12 protein-coding genes and 2 rRNA genes are annotated in these 17,593 nt (G+C 70.4%); 8 read left to right on the top strand and 6 right to left on the bottom strand.

What is annotated here, in order from left to right; translation table 11 throughout:
* Both CRP55_RS14200 and rrf read left to right on the top strand, forming a co-directional pair.
* A 23S ribosomal RNA gene (locus CRP55_RS14200) occupies window positions 1-279 on the top strand; the annotation flags it as partial.
* Between the two features lie 99 nt (window positions 280-378).
* A 5S ribosomal RNA gene (gene rrf / locus CRP55_RS14195) occupies window positions 379-495 on the top strand.
* 92 nt (window positions 496-587) lie between these two features.
* On the opposite strand, the gene CRP55_RS14190 is transcribed toward rrf, so the two are convergent.
* Window positions 588-1,247 (bottom strand): hypothetical protein, encoded by a 660-nt coding sequence (locus CRP55_RS14190; RefSeq protein ID WP_097320320.1) that lies wholly within the window; start codon window positions 1,245-1,247, stop codon window positions 588-590.
* Window positions 1,248-1,325: 78 nt separating this feature from the next.
* Between CRP55_RS14190 and CRP55_RS14185 the strand changes: the two genes are divergently transcribed.
* The 3 genes from CRP55_RS14185 to CRP55_RS14175 are packed head-to-tail and all read left to right on the top strand — an operon-like array spanning window position 1,326 to window position 5,646.
* Window positions 1,326-3,950, top strand: coding sequence for a valine--tRNA ligase (locus tag CRP55_RS14185; protein ID WP_097320319.1), 2,625 nt, complete (start codon window positions 1,326-1,328; stop codon window positions 3,948-3,950).
* On the top strand, window positions 3,947-5,275 hold the full coding sequence (locus CRP55_RS14180; protein ID WP_097320318.1) for a bifunctional folylpolyglutamate synthase/dihydrofolate synthase: 1,329 nt from the start codon (window positions 3,947-3,949) through the stop codon (window positions 5,273-5,275). The genes CRP55_RS14185 and CRP55_RS14180 overlap by 4 nt, the downstream gene beginning before the upstream one ends.
* The gene (locus CRP55_RS14175) at window positions 5,272-5,646 is read left to right on the top strand and encodes a DUF4233 domain-containing protein (protein WP_097320317.1); all 375 of its coding nucleotides are present in this window, start codon (window positions 5,272-5,274) and stop codon (window positions 5,644-5,646) included. The genes CRP55_RS14180 and CRP55_RS14175 overlap by 4 nt, the downstream gene beginning before the upstream one ends.
* An 18-nt stretch (window positions 5,647-5,664) precedes the next feature.
* Here CRP55_RS14175 and CRP55_RS56470 read toward each other — a convergent pair whose 3' ends face one another.
* Window positions 5,665-8,418 (bottom strand): VOC family protein, encoded by a 2,754-nt coding sequence (locus CRP55_RS56470; protein WP_438865788.1) that lies wholly within the window; start codon window positions 8,416-8,418, stop codon window positions 5,665-5,667.
* Window positions 8,419-8,629: 211 nt separating this feature from the next.
* On the opposite strand from CRP55_RS56470, the gene ndk reads away from it, so the two are divergent.
* Window positions 8,630-9,046, top strand: a complete 417-nt coding sequence (gene ndk, locus CRP55_RS14150; RefSeq protein WP_097320313.1) for a nucleoside-diphosphate kinase — start codon at window positions 8,630-8,632, stop codon at window positions 9,044-9,046.
* 13 nt (window positions 9,047-9,059) lie between these two features.
* On the opposite strand, the gene CRP55_RS14145 is transcribed toward ndk, so the two are convergent.
* The 4 genes from CRP55_RS14145 to CRP55_RS14130 are packed head-to-tail and all read right to left on the bottom strand — an operon-like array spanning window position 9,060 to window position 12,632.
* Window positions 9,060-9,845 carry an ABC transporter permease gene (locus CRP55_RS14145; protein ID WP_097320312.1) on the bottom strand — a complete coding sequence of 262 codons (786 nt, stop codon included), beginning with the start codon at window positions 9,843-9,845 and terminating at the stop codon, window positions 9,060-9,062.
* On the bottom strand, window positions 9,842-10,612 hold the full coding sequence (locus CRP55_RS14140; RefSeq protein ID WP_097320311.1) for an ABC transporter permease: 771 nt from the start codon (window positions 10,610-10,612) through the stop codon (window positions 9,842-9,844). The genes CRP55_RS14145 and CRP55_RS14140 overlap by 4 nt, the downstream gene beginning before the upstream one ends.
* Window positions 10,609-11,586 (bottom strand): ABC transporter ATP-binding protein, encoded by a 978-nt coding sequence (locus CRP55_RS14135; RefSeq protein WP_097320310.1) that lies wholly within the window; start codon window positions 11,584-11,586, stop codon window positions 10,609-10,611. Before CRP55_RS14135 ends, CRP55_RS14140 begins: the two co-directional genes overlap by 4 nt.
* Before the next feature lie 29 nt (window positions 11,587-11,615).
* Window positions 11,616-12,632, bottom strand: a complete 1,017-nt coding sequence (locus tag CRP55_RS14130) for an ArsR/SmtB family transcription factor (RefSeq protein WP_179855160.1) — start codon at window positions 12,630-12,632, stop codon at window positions 11,616-11,618.
* A 60-nt stretch (window positions 12,633-12,692) separates the two neighbouring features.
* Between CRP55_RS14130 and CRP55_RS14125 the strand changes: the two genes are divergently transcribed.
* Entirely contained in the window at window positions 12,693-14,213 is a 1,521-nt protein-coding gene (locus tag CRP55_RS14125; protein ID WP_097320370.1) for an alkaline phosphatase D family protein, read from the top strand.
* A 200-nt stretch (window positions 14,214-14,413) separates the two neighbouring features.
* Window positions 14,414-17,533, top strand: coding sequence for an isoleucine--tRNA ligase (ileS, locus tag CRP55_RS14120; RefSeq protein WP_097320308.1), 3,120 nt, complete (start codon window positions 14,414-14,416; stop codon window positions 17,531-17,533).
* Window positions 17,534-17,593 lie beyond the last annotated feature (60 nt).

Below are 17,593 nucleotides of genomic sequence, written 5' to 3'. Positions count from 1 at the left end.
TGCGCGTTGGATACTTGAGAAGGGCTGTCCCTAGTACGAGAGGACCGGGACGGACGAACCTCTGGTGTGCCAGTTGTCCCGCCAGGGGCACGGCTGGTTGGCTACGTTCGGAAGGGATAACCGCTGAAAGCATCTAAGCGGGAAGCCTGCTTCGAGATGAGGTATCCCACCACCTTGAGTGGGTAAGGCTCCCTATAGACGATGGGGTTGATAGGCCGGAGATGTAAGCCAGGTAACTGGTTCAGTCGACCGGTACTAATAGGCCGAGGGCTTAACCACCCTAAACTTATGAGCGCGTCCACTGTGTGATTCACAGCAAACGAACAACCACCCCCACGACATGCTGTGGGGTTGTTGGTTTGTTCCGCTGATGGTTGTTTCGGTGGTCATAGCGGAGGGGAAACGCCCGGTCTCATTCCGAACCCGGAAGCTAAGCCCTCCAGCGCCGATGGTACTGCACTCGGGAGGGTGTGGGAGAGTAGGACGCCGCCGGACTCAACGTGAAACAGTAGGCCCACCCGGGATCGGGTGGGCCTACTGTCGTTTCCGGGGGCAAAAAGAGAGCCGGCCGGAAAGGCCGGCTGAATTCAGCGCTTCTGGACGGTCGAGCGGATCTCGCGGAGAAGCGGGGCCGCTTCCGATTCCGTACGGCTGGGGAACATCGCCATGGCCAAGCTGCCGTGGTCGGCCCAGCCGCAGACGGTCAGCTCACCCTCGTCGGTCTTCGTCGAACCGCACTTCATGGTGCCGCCGAGCGGGCCGGCGTCGACGTCGTGCAGGCCGGTCACGGCCCCCTCGGCGTCGGAGATCAAGCCGAAGGCGGTCTCGAGGTCGTTCTCCGGCGTCCAGAACAGGCTGGTGCCGCCCAGGAACAGCACATTCTTGTTCGCGGCGTCGTGGTAGACGGCGCCGACCGCCTTGTCGAGGTCGACATCCGCGGAAAGGGCGGTCGACAGGTATTCGGCCGTCTCCCTGCCGGAGGCGGTTTCGTCCAGGCGGAGCTCGCCGATCTGGGCGGGCGTGGAAAGGGTGGCGTCCTTCTCCGTGTAGATCTGCCACCCCGTACGGCCGAAAGCAACCGCACCCGCCAAACCCACCGCGAGCACCGCCCCGATGGCGATGCGGCGCACCGGAAGGCGGCGGCGCGGTTCGGCATCGCCTTCCGCAGCCGGAGAAGTGTCGGAGGCGGGGCGGTCGACAGTGCCGATGTCGATCGAGTGGGACTCGGCGGGGCCGGAATCGGACATCCGGCGAGCCTAGCAATCCCGGTCGTCAGTGGGTGGTGCGAATTCGGCGTTGTCCTGCGACATCCGTAGACTTGGCGGGTGACCGATGCGACCGAGACCCGCACCCCCGACAGCCGGCCCACTGGTGGCCTCTCAGCCCAGTACCAGCCGGGTGAGGTAGAGCAGCGGCGGTACGAGAGGTGGGTATCGGAGGGCTACTTCACCGCGGACCCCAAGAGCGACAAGCCGGCGTTCTCCATCGTCATCCCGCCGCCCAACGTGACCGGCTCCCTGCATGTCGGGCACGCGCTCGACCACACCATCCAGGACACGCTGGCGCGTCTCAAGCGCATGCGCGGCTACGAGGTGCTGTGGCTGCCCGGCATGGACCACGCCGGCATCGCCACGCAGAACGTCGTCGAGCGTCAGCTCGCCTCGCAGCAGCTCTCCCGGCACGACCTGGGCCGCGAGAAATTCGTGGAAAAGGTCTGGGAGTGGAAGGCGCAGTCCGGTGGCGCGATCCTCGGCCAGATGCGCCGGCTCGGCGACTCCGTCGACTGGTCGCGCGAGCGGTTCACCATGGACGAGGGCCTGTCGCGGGCCGTGCAGACCATCTTCAAGCGGCTGTACGACGACGGGCTGATCTACCGGGCCAACCGGATCATCAACTGGTGCCCGCGCTGCCTCACCGCGCTCAGCGACATCGAGGTCGAGCACACCGACGACGAGGGCGAGCTCGTCTCCATCCGGTACGGCGAGGGCGAGAACGCGATCGTCGTCGCCACCACCCGGGCCGAGACCATGCTCGGTGACACCGCTGTGGCCGTGCACCCCGACGACGAGCGGTACAAGCATCTGATCGGCACCGAGGTCGAGCTGCCGCTCACCGGCCGGCGCATCCCGATCGTGGCCGACGAGCACGTCGACCCGTCGTTCGGCACCGGCGCGGTCAAGGTGACGCCGGCCCACGACCCGAACGACTTCGAGATCGGCCAGCGGCACAACCTGCCCAGCATCACGATGATGGACGAGCGCGCGGTCGTCACCGTGCACGGCCCGTTCGAGGGGCTCGACCGCTACGAGGCCCGGCCCGCCATCGTCGCCGCGCTGCGCGAAGAGGGCCGGATCGTCGCCGAGAAGCGGCCCTACATCCACTCGGTCGGCCACTGCTCACGCTGCAAGACCACCGTCGAGCCGCGGCTGTCGCTCCAGTGGTTCGTCAACACCGGCCCGCTGGCCCAGGCGGCCGGCGACGCCGTCCGCGACGGCCGGGTCACCATCGAGCCGGCCGAGCTGTCCAAGCGCTACTTCGCCTGGGTCGACAACATGCACGACTGGTGCATCTCGCGTCAGCTGTGGTGGGGTCACCGCATTCCGGTCTGGTACGGACCGGACGGCGAGGTCGTCTGCGTCGGCCCCGACGAGGAGCCGCCGGTCGGCTTCACCCAGGACGAGGACGTGCTGGACACCTGGTTCTCGTCGGGCCTGTGGCCCTTCTCGACCATGGGCTGGCCCGACCGTACGCCGGAACTCGAGAAGTTCTACCCGACCAGCGTGCTCGTCACCGGCTACGACATCCTTTTCTTCTGGGTCGCCCGGATGATGATGTTCGGGCTGTACGCGATGGACGGCAAGCAGCCGTTCGACGTGGTCAACCTGCACGGCATGGTCCGCGACGGCCACGGCAAGAAGATGTCGAAGTCGTTCGGCAACGTGGTCGACCCGCTCGACTGGATCGAGCGGTACGGTGCCGACGCCACCCGCTTCACGCTGGCCCGCGGGGCCAACCCCGGCTCCGACGTGCCGATCAGCGAGGAGTGGTGCCAGGGCTCCCGCAACTTCTGCAACAAGCTGTGGAACGCGACCCGCTTCGCGATGATGAACGGCGCGACCGTCGAGGGCCCGCTGCCGGCGCCGTCCGAGCTGTCGGCGATCGACAAGTGGATCCTGTCCCGCCTGCAGCACGTGATCGGCGAGGTCGACCAGTACTTCGAGACGTACGAGTACGCGAAGATCTGCGACACCCTCTACCACTTCGCCTGGGACGATGTCTGCGACTGGTACCTGGAGCTTTCGAAGCCGGTCCTCGCCGAGGGTGGCGAGACGACCAAGCGGGTGCTCGGTCACGTGCTCGACCAGCTGCTGCGCCTGCTGCACCCGGTCATCCCGTTCGTCACCGAGGAGCTGTGGATCGCGCTCACCGGCGGCGAGACGGTCACCCTGGCCGCGTGGCCGGTGGCCGACCGGGCGCTGATCGACGACGCCGCCGAGGAGGAACTGGCCGCCCTGCAAAAGGTGGTCACCGAGGTCCGGCGGTTCCGCTCCGACCAGGGGCTCAAGCCGAGCCAGCGGGTCAGCGCGGCGCTGACCGGCCTCGGCAACGTCGGCATCGACACGCACGAGCCGCTGATCCGCTCGCTGGCCCGGCTCGACCGGCCGGCCGGCGACTTCACGGCGACGGCGACGCTGGCGGTGTCCGGCGCGATCACGGTCGACCTGGACACGCGCGGCGCGATCGACGTGGCGGCCGAGCGGGCCCGGCTCGAGAAGGACCGCGCGGCGGCCGAGAAGGAGGCGGCGCAGTGCCGGGCCAAGCTCGGCAACGAGTCGTTCATCGGCAAGGCGCCCGAGCAGGTCGTCGCGAAGATCAAGGACCGGTTGGCGACGGCTGAGGCTGATCTCACGCGAATTGCGGCCGCCCTCTCAGCGTTGCCTACGGCATGAGCACGTACGAAGAGGTGGAGGCCGCGCTGAACGGGCGCGGCTTCACCCGCATGGCGTTCGACATGCAGAAGATCCGGGACCTGATGGACGTGCTGGGCAGCCCTCAGCGCGCCTACCCGGCGATCCACCTGACCGGCACCAACGGCAAGACCAGCACGGCCCGCATGATCGACGCGGTGCTGCGGGCACACGGCCTGCACACCGGCCGGTACACGAGCCCGCACCTGGAGACGGTCCGCGAGCGGATCAGCCTCGACGGGGAGCCCATCTCCGAGGAGCGACTGGCCGCGACGTACGACGAAATCAGCCCTTTGTCTGATCTCATCGACGCGCGGAACTCGGAGCCGCTGACCTACTTCGACATGACCACCGCCATGGCCTACGCCGCGTTCGCGGACGCGCCGGTCGACATCGCGGTCGTCGAGGTCGGGCTCGGCGGCGAGGAGGACGCGACCAACGTCATCGACGCCGGCATCTGCGTGATGACCCCGATCGGGCTCGACCACACCGAGTGGCTGGGCGACACCATCGAGGACATCGCCTGGGCCAAGGCCGGCATCATCCACAAGGGCGCCACCGTGATCACGGCATTGCAGACCGAGGAGGCCATGCGGCCGATCCTCGAGCGCACCGCCGAGATGGGCGCCACCCTGGCCCGCGAGGGCCGCGAGTTCGGCGTGATCGAGCGGACCCAGGCGGTCGGCGGTCAACTGCTCACCCTGCAAGGGCTGGGCGGCGTGTACGACGAGATCTTCCTGCCGCTGTTCGGCGCCCACCAGGCGCAGAACGCGGCGCTGGCCCTGGCCGCGGTCGAGGCGTTCCTCGGCGCCGGCAAGGGCGGCAAGCAGCTCGAGATCGAGCTGGTCCGTGAGGGCTTCGCCCAGGTCGACTCGCCGGGCCGGCTGGAGCGGGTGCGCAGCGCGCCGGCGATCCTGCTGGACGGGGCGCACAACCCGCACGGGATGGCGGCCACGGTCACCGCGCTGGAGGAGGAGTTCGCCTTCCGGCACCTGGTGGCGGTGGTCGCGGTCCTCGCCGACAAGGACGTCTCCGGCCTGCTCGACCTGCTCGAGCCGGTGGCGGCGCGGATCGTGGTGACGCAGAACAGCTCGCCGCGGTCGATGCCGGTCGACGAGCTGGCGCAGATCGCGTCGGACATCTTCGGCGAGGACAGGGTCACCGTGGCGCAGAACATGCCGGACGCGATCGAGGAGGCCGTGGTGCTGGCCGAGGAGGACACGTCGGGCGAGCTGAGCGGTGTCGGGGTGCTGGTCACCGGCTCGGTGGTCACGGTCGCGGACGCCCGGAAGCTGCTGAAGCGATGACGTCACCCTCGGAGGGGCCACGGTCGGGGCTGAAAAACCCTCAGGCGGCTGTACGGGGTATTGGTGCCGGCACGCTCGTCATGGAGGCGATCATCCTGCTCCTGGCGATCCAGCCGATCCGCATCATGGGCGGAAGCCTGAGCGGCTGGGGCATCGCGTCGGTGATCGGCCTGGCGGTGGTGGCGATCGCCCTCTCCGGCATGATGAAGCGCTCGTGGGCGTGGACGGCCGGCCTCGTCCTGCAGATCCTGTTGGCCGCCTGCGGCTTCTTCCACTACTCGCTGGCCATCCTCGGCCTGATCTTCGGCGCGGCCTGGATCTACGCCCTGAGCGTCCGCCGCACCATCCTGGGCCGGCCCGGTCTGCTCTGACCGGGCCGGACATGACCCTCAGTGGATGGCCCGCCACTGGGTGATGGCGATGTTGTGGTCGTCGGGGTCGCGGAAGGAAGCCGACCACAGCTCCAGCCGGTCACCCCGGTTGACCGGCCGGGGCGCGTGCACGAACTCGACGCCCTTGGCCCGCAACTCCTCGTAGACGGCCTCGACATCGCCGACCTCGAGGTTGAGATAAATCAGTCGCCCGGCCTCGGCCGACAGCCCGTGCACGGTGCGAAGCACCAGCCGGGTGTCACCGGAGGCGAGCACGGCGCTGCCCTCGCCGTGGTCGATCTCGTAGAACCCGAGCGTGTCCCGGTAGAACCCGACCGACCGCCCCAGATCGGTGACCAGCACGGTGATCCCCACACCGTGGATGGCCCCGGCCGGCCCGGGCCGGGCACTGGGATAGGCGGTGATGAGGTCGGCCGCGCTCTCGTCCGGTTCGTGGGCTCCACCGAGCCCGGCCCACGGGCTCTTCCCACCCGACCCGGCGGCCGCGGCCGCGGCCGCCTCAGCCAGGGCAGCCGCCGCCGGACTGGGCGCGTGACCCCGAGGCACCGCACCCGTCTCAGCACCCGCACTCGCCGCAGCCGGCGCCGGCGGCCGTGCACCGGCCTGTTCGGCAGCATCCTCGGCCGAGACGGGAACGGCAGCGGGCGGTGCGGATTTCTGAGGCTGAGGAGCTGGGCCGCCCTCCAGATCTGGGGCCGCTGCGGCCGCTGCGGCGGGAGCCGGCGGACGCGCGGCAGGCGGCTCGGGGACAGGGGCCGCGCCGGCGGAAGCGGACTCAGTGGCGGGTCCTTCGGCCAGCCGATCATCGCGGTCCGGGTCGTTCCTCCCGGCCTTCTTCACAGCGGCCACCGCGGCTGCGGCCACGGCGCCGACGGCGGTGGCCAGCAGGCCGTGCTTCGCCTCGGGCTCGGACGGCGCCTCCGACGTGCGGGCTCCGACGGTCTCGGACCCGTCAGCCACGGGAACCGCGGCGACCCGAGAGGGTTCCGGCGCCTGCGGGACCTCGGCGGCCCTGGCGGGGGTCGGCTCGGGGTCCGGCTCCGGCGTCCACGGGACCGCGGCGACGTCCTCGTCCAGCCGCCCCGGGTCGTCCACCACCCCGGAGGACGCCGTGGCGTCGGGGGAGGGCGTGCCGCTGGACGACGCCGTGGCGTCGGGGGAGGGCGTGCCGCTGGACGACGCCGTGGCGTCGGGGGAGGGCGTGCCGCTGGACGACGCCGTGGTGTCCGAGGAGGGCGTGGCATCGGAGGAAGACGCCGCGTCCGGCGACGGTGAGGTGGCGTCGTGGGCGGCGTTCGTGACGAAGCGGGTCGAGGAGCGGATCGGGGTGGCCTGGTCCGAGATTGTTTCGGCGGGTGGGGCTATCAAGTCGTCTTGCAAGGCTGCGGCGGCGTGTGGGGTGGTCTCCGGGGCCGGCTCGGGGTTGCCGTCCAAGGGGAGGTCGATCTCGTCGTCGAAGGCCGGGCGCGGGGTCGACGGTGCGGGCGCCGTGGGTGGCGGGGTCGACGGGGGCGGGGCGGTCGGGAACGAGCTCACCGGTGACGGGGTGGCCGGGGCCGAGGTGGCGACCGGGGACGGGGTGGCCTGGGTCGACGTGGCTACCGGCTCGGGGCGGTGAGGCGGCGGCGGGTCGTCGAGGGGGATGTCCGTCGCGATCTCGTCGTCGGGGTGGGGCTCCCGCTGAGTGGGTGCCGCCGTGGTGCGGGTGAAGGCATCCTCCGGGCCGGCCGTGGGGGTGAAGGCTTCGTTCGGGTCGGCCGTGGCTGTGGCCGCTCGGTGGGGATGTGGGCTGGGGCGGCGGGTTCCCGAAGGCGAGGCCGCGCTGGGGCGGCGGGTGCCCGGCGTCGAGGCCGCGCCGGCGGCGGCTCCCGCGGCTGCGGCGCCTGCGGTGGCGGCGACCGTGGGGCTGTCCGCGGTGGCGGCTGTGGGGCTGTCCGCGGTGGGGGAGGACGCGGTGGCGGAGGACGCGGTGGGGGAGGACGCGGTGGGGGAGGACGCGGTGGCGGCCGTGGGAGAGGGTGCGGGGGAGTCCGCGGCGGCGGTGGGGATGTCCGAGTCGGCTTTCTGGGCTCGGCGGGGCAAAGTCTGGGGGGTGTCGTCGTGGTCGACGAACTCGCCCTCGACCACCGGGCCGGCGGGGGTGTCGCGGACCACGACCGTGGTGTCGTCCAGGCCGGGCGGGGGCGGTGAGGCCGACGGCGGCGGTGGGGGTGGCGGCTCGTCGGGGCCGCGGCCCCACTGGCGGTCGCGGGTCTTCCACGGTGGGGGCTCGAAGTCGTCGAGCAGGCCGGCATCGTCGTCGTCGGCCTGGGCCTCGAAGTCGTCGTAGTCGGGCATGGCCGGCGGGGGCGGATCTTCACCGCGGGCGCCGGGCACCGCCTCGTTCCAGTTGATGCGGACGCGGCGCATGTCGTCGACGTCGACCGTGATGGGCAGCGTGTCGCCGGGGGACGGCCACTTGACGACCGGGACCTTCGACTCGTTGAGCTCCACCTCGGAGGTGGGCAGACCGGGGGCGACCACCACCGCCATGATGCGGGCGCGGCCGTACACCGCGGCCGACGTGGGCGGCGGGGAGATCGAGCGGACCTCGGCCGTGCCGGCCACCCAGGCCCGCGCGCCGCGGCGCACCACGTTGACGGAGCCGAGCGCGATCGCCAGCACCAGCAGGACGATGCCGAATATGACCACGCCCATGCTCGGCATGCCGAGCCCCAGCGCCACCACGAAGACCGCGATCGTTCCCGCCACCGCCGCCACCAGCTTCCGTGCCGGTGCGATCGGACGGCCGGTCTGGTTTGCCAATGTGGACCTCCTGCTCGTTCCCGTCAGGTTATTGCCCGGCGCTACCGGAGCGAAAGTGCGGCAGGTCCGGCGTTGGCGCTCGCTGGATTCCCGGTACCGATAGGCTGAACCTCCCGCGTGTCGCGCAGTATGAAAGCGCAGTAAGAAGGAGAACACCGTGTCCAGCAACACCGAGCGTTCGCTCGTGCTCATCAAGCCCGACGCCGTCCGTCGCGGACTGCTCGGCGAGGTGCTCTCCCGCTTCGAGCGTAAAGGCCTGGTCGTCGAGGCGCTGGAGCTGCGCACGATGGACGCGGCCCTGGCCGACCAGCACTACGCCGACCACGTGGACAAGCCGTTCTACCCGCCGCTCAAGGAGTTCATGACGTCGGGCCCGCTGGCCGCGCTGATCCTCAGCGGCGACGAGGTCATCGAGGTGGTCCGGGCCATGATCGGCTCGACCGACGGCCGCAAGGCGGCCGCCGGCACGATCCGTGGTGATTTCTCGCTGTCCAACCGGGAGAACCTGGTGCACGCCTCCGACTCGCCGGAGAGCGCCAAGCGCGAGATCGACCTCTGGTTCCCCAACCGCTGAGAAGAACGAGCCGCTAATACGTGTCGAGGCTGGCGCGGCGACGTGACTCGGTCTCGAAGATCTTCAGCAGGATGACGGCCGCGGCCGCGTAGACGGCGCCGACCAGCAGTTCCCGGCCCAGCGCGGGCGCGGCCGAGGCGAATCCCTCCCCGGCCGCGAAGGAACGCGCCGCCGAGGCCGCGTGGGTGATCGGCAGCCATTGACCGACTGTCACCATCCAGCCGGGCAGCCCGTCGGCGGGCACGTTGACGCCGGTGAGCAGCAGCAACAGCGCCACCGCGACGTTCGAGATCACCCACACGTCGCGGAACCGCAGTCCCAGGGCGCCCAGCGTGAGCCCGAAGAATCCGCAGGCCAGCGACCCGGCCGCCATCGCCAGCAGCAGGCCCGGCAGCGCGGACAGGGGAATGCGCAGCCCGAGCAGCAGCGCTCCCACGGTCAGGGTCACCACGGCGATCAACAGACCGTTTCCCGCGTACGGCAGAACCCGCCCCCAGAAGATGAGGGTCCGGCTGCGGGGCGAGAGCAGCACGTGCCCGAGCGTGCCGTAGCGCCGCTCGTTCGCCACCGCCATGGTGCCGCCGAAGACGCAGGCCAGCGACGCGGTCAGGACCGCGTTGCCGACGATGTAGAACCGGTCGTCGGCCACCTGCAACTGCCGGCCCAGATAGGCGAAGAACAGCAGCTGGAACAGCGGCCCGACCAGCAGCGTGCCGACGAACATCCCCGGCGTGGTCCAGTTGAACAGGGCGCGGTACGCGATCGTCCCGCCCACGGCCATCAGTCTGATCGTCTTCATGCCAGCGCCAAGGTCGCGGCCGCACGGGCGCGGCGTTCGACGCGACCCATCACCAGAAAGCCGACCAGCAGGCAGATCAGGCTGATGCCGAGGCAGAGGGCGACCGACGGCCACACCGGCCCGCCGCTGGTGGCCTCGCGCAGCGCCCGGGCGCCCCACGTGGTGGGCAGGATCGCCGCGACCGGCACGGTCCAGGCCGGCAGCACGGTGATCGGCACGAGCATGCCGGAGACCAGCCAGACCGGATATTCGAGCGTGTTGGCGAGCGCGTTGGCGTTGCGCATGAGCACGAATGTCGCGGCCAGCAGCAGGCCGAACATGCCGAGCCCGACCACGCACACCACCGCCGCCACCACGAAGGCGACTGGGTGGGCGAAGTCGAGCCTGATCCCGTACAGCAATCGGCCCCAGGCGAGAGTGGCGAGCAGAGCGTAGGTCCCGGTGATGCCGGTGGCGATGGTGATCGGCAGGATCACCAGGGCGGGCCGGCGCGGCGCCATCATGATCATTTCGAGGGTGCCCTGCCAGCGCTGGTTCTGGATGGCGCCGCCGGAGCCGAACAGGACCGAGGACCAGACGCCCATCACGCCGGCGCCGACCGCGGCTTCGAGCAGGCGGTGCTGCTCGCCGCCGGAGCGGAACAGGTAGACCGCGAGCGTGGCCTGCACGACCGGCACGACCAGGGCGATCGCCACCTCGAAGGGCGACCGGCTGATCTGCTTGGCGTGCAGCAGCGTCCCCACCAGGAGTAGACGGAGAGTGCTCATGCCGCGCTCACGATCGCCACGTACGCATCCTCGAGGGTCGGCTCGCGGCTGTTCACGCGGCCGAGGCGGATGCCCGCCAGCTCGCGCAGCACGTCACCCTGCACGTCCACGTGCGCGTCCGAGTGCACGGTCAGCAACTGCAAGGCGCCTTTGACTTCGACTGCGGTTTCCCGTACGCCGGGCAGGCCCCGCAACGTGTCGACCGCCGTGTCCGGGACGCCGTACGCCTCGACCTCCACCACCCGGAAACCGTCGGCGTGTTTCCGCAGCTCGGCCGGGGTGCCCAGGGCCTGGATGCACCCGTCCGAGATGACCGCGATCCGGTCGCAGAGCTCGTCCGCCTCGGCCATGTAGTGCGTGGTCAGCAGCACCGTGGTGCCGGTCGCGGCCAGGTCGCCGACCGTGCGGCGCAGCTCGCGCGCGGCCACCGGGTCGACGCCGATCGACGGCTCGTCGAGGAAGAGCACGTCGGGGGAGTGCAGCAGGCCCCGGGCGATGTGCAGCCGCTGGCGCATGCCCCGCGAGTAGCCCTCGACCCGCTCGCGTTCGCGCCCGGCCAGGCCGACCAGGTCGAGCAGCTCGGCGATGCGCCGCTTCTGCTCGCGCGGCGCGACACCGTACAGCTCGGCGAAATACCGCAGGTTGTCCAGGGCGGACAGCCGGTCGTAGAGGCCACGGTCGCCGCCGAACACGTAGCCGATCCGCCGGCGTACCTGTTTGGTCTGCTTGACCACGTCGAAGCCGCCCACCCGGGCCGTGCCCGAGGTCGGGATGAGCAGGGTGTTCAGCATCTTGATGGTGGTGGTCTTGCCGGCGCCGTTCGGCCCGAGCAGTCCGAACAGCTCGCCGCGGCCGACCTCGAAGGTCACACCGCGGACCGCCTCGACCTCGGTGCGCGTGGGCTTGAGCCAGCCCGTCCGCGCCCGGTAGGTCCGGCGTAAATCATCCGCCTCGATGGCGTAGTCGCTCCCCATGGCCCCGACCGTAGGGAAGTCGGTGCCTGCTAGGAAACGAATTCGGTCCGGGCCGAATCCCCGAGGAGATTGACCAGCGCCACTCCGGCCGGCTCCAGTTCGTAGAGCACCCGGCGGCCTGCGCGGCGCCGGTGCACGACCCCGGCCGCCTGCAGGCCGGAGAGGTGTTCGGAGACCGTGCTCGGGGCCAGGCCGAGGGCGGTGGCCAGCCCGGTCGTGGTGGCCGGGACGGTCAGCGAGCGCAGGATCGAGGCCCGGCCCCGGCCGAGCAGCACGGCCAGCCGGTCGCCCGGATGATCGACCGGCTGGAGCGGGCCGTCGGCCAGGACGGCGGCGCCGCGCGACTGATAGGTCACCATGACGATCTCGGGGTGGTCGCCGGAACAGAGCAGCGCGCCCCGCGAGAAGATCAGCGGTACCAGCAGCAGCCGCTGGTTGACCGCCTCCATCTGCTGATCGAGCGGCTTGATCAGGGTCAGCACGGGCCGTTCCCAGCGGATCCGCTCGTGCAGCCGGGAGAGCAGCGCGTCCGGGCCGTCGGCGGCCAGCGCCCGGGCCCGCAGCAGCACCTCCTCGTCGAGCGCGGCCCGCATGGCCGGCCAGTACGGCGCGATCGCCGCGTCCCAATAGGCCTGCATGCCGTCGGCCAGCCGGGCCAGCGCGGCCCGCCGGTCGTCGCGGAACGGCCGCATCAGATCAGGGAGCTCGCCGTTCGGGAAGTGCTTGGCCAGCTGGAAGTCGATCACGTCGTCCGGGGTGTTGCGGAGCTCGTCGAGCTGCTCCTCGATGGTCGGCAGCGGCGACGAGGGCAGCGGCGCGAGGAAGTCGGGCGACACCGAGGGCAGCCGCATGTGCAGCGTGGCCGGCGCCGTGGCCGGATCGGTCCGCAGGATCTCACGGGCACGGCGGGCCCAGCCGTCGTACGGCCACGGCACGACGCCCGGATTGCGCTGGAGCAGGTAGAGGCTGACCACGGCCTCGGTCAGCGGGCTGATCGCGATCCGGGTGCGCGCCAGTGTGGGTTCATCGATCTCGATGCGGATCACGCCCCCGATTTTAGGAGACGGCCACCCGCGGGCCATGTCCGATCGATAGGCATCATGGTCATGACCAGTCTGTCCCGACGGAACCTCCTCCGCGCCGGCGTCGCCGGTGGTGTGGCCGGGGTCCTGTTCGAAGCGCCCGCGTTCTCCTCGGCCGGCACCCGCCCGGTCCTCACCCACGGCGTGCAGAGCGGCGACGCCACCGCCGACTCCGCGATCGTCTGGAGCCGCGCCGACCGGCCCGGGCGCCTGTGGGTCCAGGTCAGCCGCCGTCCCGACTTCCGCGGCTCGCGCGTGGTCCGCGGCCCGATCCTCACCCCGGACACCGGCCTGACCGGGAAGCTCAAGCTGGGCCATCTGCCCGCCGGCAGCCGGCTGCACTACCGGGTGCGTGCCGAGAGCCTGGACCGGCCCGGCCTGTTCAGCGCCCCGCTGACCGGCTCGTTCACGACCGCGCCGGTGCGCCGCGAGAACATCCGCTTCGTGTGGACCGGCGATGTGGTCGGTCAGGGGTGGGGCATCGACCCGGCGTACGGCGGACTCAAGATCTTCGAATCGATGCGCCGCCGCCGGCCGGACTTCCTGCTGCACAGCGGCGACACCGTCTACGCCGACGGGCCGCTGGCCGAGACCGTGACGCTGCCCGACGGGCGTGTCTGGCGCAACGTGGTGAGCGAGGAGAAGCTCAAGGTCGCCGAGACCCTGGACGAGTACCGCGGCCAGTACGCGTACAACCTGCTCGACCCGGCCTACAAGGCGTTCGCGGCCGAGGTGCCCCAGCTCAACCAGTGGGACGACCACGAGGTGACAAACAACTGGTACCCGGGCGAGATCTTGGACGACGCCCGCTACACCGAGAAGCGGGTGGACGTGCTGGCCGGGCGGGCCCACCAGGCGTACCACGAATGGGTCCCGACGCCGAAAAACCAAGGTCCGGTCTACCGAAAGATCTCGTACGGGCCGCTGCTCGACGTCTTCGTGCTCGACATGCGGACCTTCAAGGACGTCAACGACGGCAACACGTACGCGGACCCGAAGCGCGGCCTGCTCGGCGCCCAGCAGCGCGAGTGGCTGATCCGCGGCCTGCGCGAGTCGCGGGCGACGTGGAAGGTCATCGCCAACGACCTGCCGATCGGGCTGGTCGTGCCGGACGGCGCGGCCGCGCAGGAGGGCGTCGCCCAGGGCGACCCGGGCGCGCCGCTGGGCCGCGAGCTGGAGTTCGCCCGGGTGCTGCGCGACGCGCACCGGCGCGGGGTCACCGGCATCGTCTTCCTGACCGCTGACGTGCACTACACGGCGGCCCACCACTACGACCCGGCCCGGGCCGCGGTCCAGGATTTCACGCCGTTCTGGGAGTTCGTCTCCGGGCCGGCCCACGCGGGCGCGTTCGGGCCGAACGCCCTCGACGGCACCTTCGGCCCGAAGGCCGTCTTCGTCAACGCCCCGCCGGTGGCCAACACGTCGCCGGCTTCGGGGTTCCAGCACTTCGGCGAGGTGGAGATCGACGCGCGGACCGGGGCCTTCACGGTCAACCTGCGTGACCGGGACGGGAAGTCGCTCTGGTCGACCGTAATCCGTTCGTAGGGGGCCGGTGGTGGCCGGTATCGTTGTCGTGCACAAGGGCGACGATCCGGCCATCACCGGGGAGCCTCCGGAAGAACGGGCTCAGGCCTTATTAGAACCGGGCACAAGAAACGAGCGGGCGGGGAAACCCCGTCAAGCGAGGTGGTACCGCGGGCGTGGAGCTCGTCCTCGCAGTCCAGACGACTGTTGGAGGACCAGCGATGGCCTATCCCAAGCACACCGACGCCACGGGCGTCCCGGCGAGCCCGGATCTGCCCGCGGTCGAGCGCGCGGTCCTTTCGCACTGGGAAGCCGACAAGACCTTCGAGGCCTCCGTCGACCAGCGGCCGGCCGGGGAGAACGGCGCCAACGAGTACGTGTTCTACGACGGCCCGCCGTTCGCCAACGGCCTGCCGCACTACGGGCACCTGTTCACCGGTTACGTGAAGGACCTGGTGCCGCGCTACCAGAGCATGCGCGGCAAGCGCGTCGAGCGCCGGTTCGGCTGGGACACGCACGGGCTGCCGGCCGAGGTCGAGGCCGAGAAGCAGCTCGGCATCACCACCAAGGCGCAGATCGTCGAGCTGGGCATCGACAAGTTCAACGAGGCCTGCCGTACGTCCGTGCTCGCCTACACCAAGGACTGGGAGCGCTACGTCACCCGGCAGGCCCGGTGGGTGGACTTCGAGAACGACTACAAGACGCTCGACCCGGCCTACATGGAGTCGGTCATGTGGGCGTTCAAGACCCTGCACGACAAGGGCCTGGTGTACGAGGGCTTCCGCGTGCTCGCCTACTGCTTCCGGTGCGAGACCCCGCTGTCCAACACCGAGACGCGGATGGACGACGTCTACCGCGACCGCACCGACCCGGCCCTGACCGTGACCTTCCGCTTGGAAACCGGCGAGGACATCGCCGTGTGGACCACGACCCCGTGGACGCTGCCGTCGAACCTGGCCCTCGCCGTTGGCCCCGCCATCGAATATGCCGTTTTATCCGACACATCGGGCAGAAAGCTCATCATGGGCGCGTCGCGGGTGGCCGCCTACGCCAAGGAACTGGAAGGCTGGGAGCAGGTCGGCACCGTGCTCGGTAGCGAGCTGGCCGGGCGGAGGTACACGCCGCTGTTCGACTTCCTCGTGGAGGCGGGCGGGCCGAACGCGTTCCAGGTGCTCGCGGCCGACTACGTGACCGACGAGGACGGCACGGGCGTCGTCCACCAGGCGCCGGCCTTCGGCGAGGACGACCAGAACGTCTGCAACGCGGCCGGCATCCCGACCGTCGTCACCGTGGACGACCACACCCGGTTCACCTCGCTGGTGCCCGACTGGCAGGGGGTGCAGGTCTTCGAGGCCAACAAGCCGATCATCGCTCTCTTGAAAGAGCGTGGCGTCGTCCTGCGGCACGAGGGCTACACGCACTCCTACCCGCACTGCTGGCGCTGCGACACCCCGCTGGTCTACAAGGCGGTGTCGTCCTGGTTCGTCGCGGTCACCAAGTTCCGCGACCGCATGGTCGAGCTCAACCAGGAGATCACCTGGACGCCGGCGCACATCAAGGACGGCTCGTTCGGCAAGTGGCTGGCCAACGCCCGCGACTGGTCGATCTCCCGCAACCGGTTCTGGGGCTCGCCCATCCCGGCCTGGAAGTCCGACGATCCGCAATATCCGCGGGTGGACGTCTACGGCTCCTACGAAGAGCTCGAGAGAGACTTCGGGGTCAAGGTCGAGGACCTCCATCGGCCGTACGTCGATGAGCTGACCCGCCCGAACCCGGACGACCCGACCGGCAAGTCGACGATGCGCCGCGTGCCCGAGGTGCTCGACTGCTGGTTCGAGTCCGGGTCGATGCCGTTCGCCCAGGTGCACTACCCGTTCGAGAACAAGGACTGGTTCGAGCACCACTACCCGGGCGACTTCATCGTCGAGTACATCGGCCAGACCCGCGGCTGGTTCTACACCATGCACGTGCTGGCCACGGCCCTGTTCGACCGGCCCGCGTTCCGCAACTGCCTCAGCCACGGCATCCTGCTCGGCGAGGACGGGCGCAAGATGTCCAAGTCGCTGCGAAACTACCCGGACGTCTACAAGGTCTTCGACTCGTACGGGTCGGACGCCATGCGCTGGATGCTCATGTCCTCGCCGGTGCTGCGCGGCGGCGACATGGCCGTCACCGAGGTGGCCATCCGCGACTCCGTCCGCCAGGTGCTGCTGCCGCTCTGGAACGTCTGGTACTTCTTCAGCCTGTACGCGAACGCGTCGGGCTACGAGGCGTCGTTCCGGGCCGACTCGGCCCACCTGCTGGACCGCTACATCCTGGCCAAGACCGGCGAGCTGGTCACCGACGTGCAGCGCCAGATGGACGAGTACGACATCTCGGGCGCGGCCGGTTCGGTCCGGTCGTACCTCGACGCGCTGACCAACTGGTACGTGCGCCGCTCGCGGGACCGCTTCTGGGCGGGCGACCGGGACGCGTTCGACACCCTGGCCACCGTCCTCGAGACGGTGTGCCGGGTGGTGGCGCCGCTGGCGCCGCTGACCGCGGAGGAGATCTGGCGCGGGCTCACCGGGGAGCGCTCGGTGCACCTGACCGACTGGCCCTCAGCCTCCTCGCTGCCGGCCGACCACGACCTCGTCGCCTCGATGGACGCGATCCGCGACGTGGCCTCGGCCGCGCTGTCGCTGCGCAAGGCCCGCGCCCTGCGGGTGCGGCTGCCGCTGGCCCGGCTCACGGTGGCGACCGCGCAGGCGCCGGCCCTGGCCGGCTTCGCCGACCTGCTCGCGGACGAGGTCAACGTGAAGGAGGTCGTCTTCACCGGCGACGTGACCGCGTACAGCCAAAAGGTCTTGACCGTCGTGCCCCGGGCCTTGGGGCCGCGCCTCGGCAAGCAGGTCCAGCAGGTGATCAAGGCGGTCAAGGCCGGCGACTGGGAGCTGGTCGACGGCGCGCCGGTCGCGGCCGGGGTGAGGTTGCATGAGGGCGAGTACGAGCTGAAGCAGGTCGCCTCCGACGTCGAGAACTCGGCGCCGCTGCCCGCCGGCGCGGGTGTCGTCGTGCTCGACACGGCGGTGACGCCCGCGCTGGCCGCGGAGGGCCTGGCCCGGGACGTGATCCGGGTCGTGCAGCAGGCCCGGCGCGACGCCGATCTGGACGTCTCGGACCGCATCGCGCTCGTGGTCTCGGCCTCGGCCGAGGTCCAAGCCGCGATCGAGGCGCACCGGGACTTCGTGGCCGGCGAGACCCTCGCCACCGACCTGCGCTTCGAGGCCGGTTCGGGTGGTTTCGCAGGTGAGGTCGGTGACGGCGAACAGGTGACTGTGGCGGTGTCCCGAGCGCACTAAGCTGTGAAACTAGCAACCGGACCCGGACATTTCCCGCCTTCTACGGTGAATGTCCGGGTC

It is taken from the genome of Paractinoplanes atraurantiacus (genome assembly GCF_900215205.1).
In the GTDB taxonomy this organism is placed as follows: Bacteria; Actinomycetota; Actinomycetes; order Mycobacteriales; family Micromonosporaceae; genus Actinoplanes; species Actinoplanes atraurantiacus.
The sequence above is the reverse complement of the archived record's forward strand: the minus strand, read 5'-3'. Positions and strand labels throughout refer to the sequence as shown.

What these genes read in the sequence shown, in the direction of transcription:
- CRP55_RS14190 (WP_097320320.1), bottom strand. Translation starts at nt 1,247, where the DNA reads ATGTCCGATTCCGGCCCCGCCGAGTCCCACTCGATCGACATCGGCACT.
- CRP55_RS14180 (WP_097320318.1), top strand. Translation starts at nt 3,947, where the DNA reads ATGAGCACGTACGAAGAGGTGGAGGCCGCGCTGAACGGGCGCGGCTTC.
- CRP55_RS14175 (WP_097320317.1), top strand. Translation starts at nt 5,272, where the DNA reads ATGACGTCACCCTCGGAGGGGCCACGGTCGGGGCTGAAAAACCCTCAG.
- CRP55_RS14145 (WP_097320312.1), bottom strand. Translation starts at nt 9,845, where the DNA reads ATGAAGACGATCAGACTGATGGCCGTGGGCGGGACGATCGCGTACCGC.
- CRP55_RS14140 (WP_097320311.1), bottom strand. Translation starts at nt 10,612, where the DNA reads ATGAGCACTCTCCGTCTACTCCTGGTGGGGACGCTGCTGCACGCCAAG.
- CRP55_RS14135 (WP_097320310.1), bottom strand. Translation starts at nt 11,586, where the DNA reads ATGGGGAGCGACTACGCCATCGAGGCGGATGATTTACGCCGGACCTAC.
- CRP55_RS14125 (WP_097320370.1), top strand. Translation starts at nt 12,693, where the DNA reads ATGACCAGTCTGTCCCGACGGAACCTCCTCCGCGCCGGCGTCGCCGGT.
- ileS (WP_097320308.1), top strand. Translation starts at nt 14,414, where the DNA reads ATGGCCTATCCCAAGCACACCGACGCCACGGGCGTCCCGGCGAGCCCG.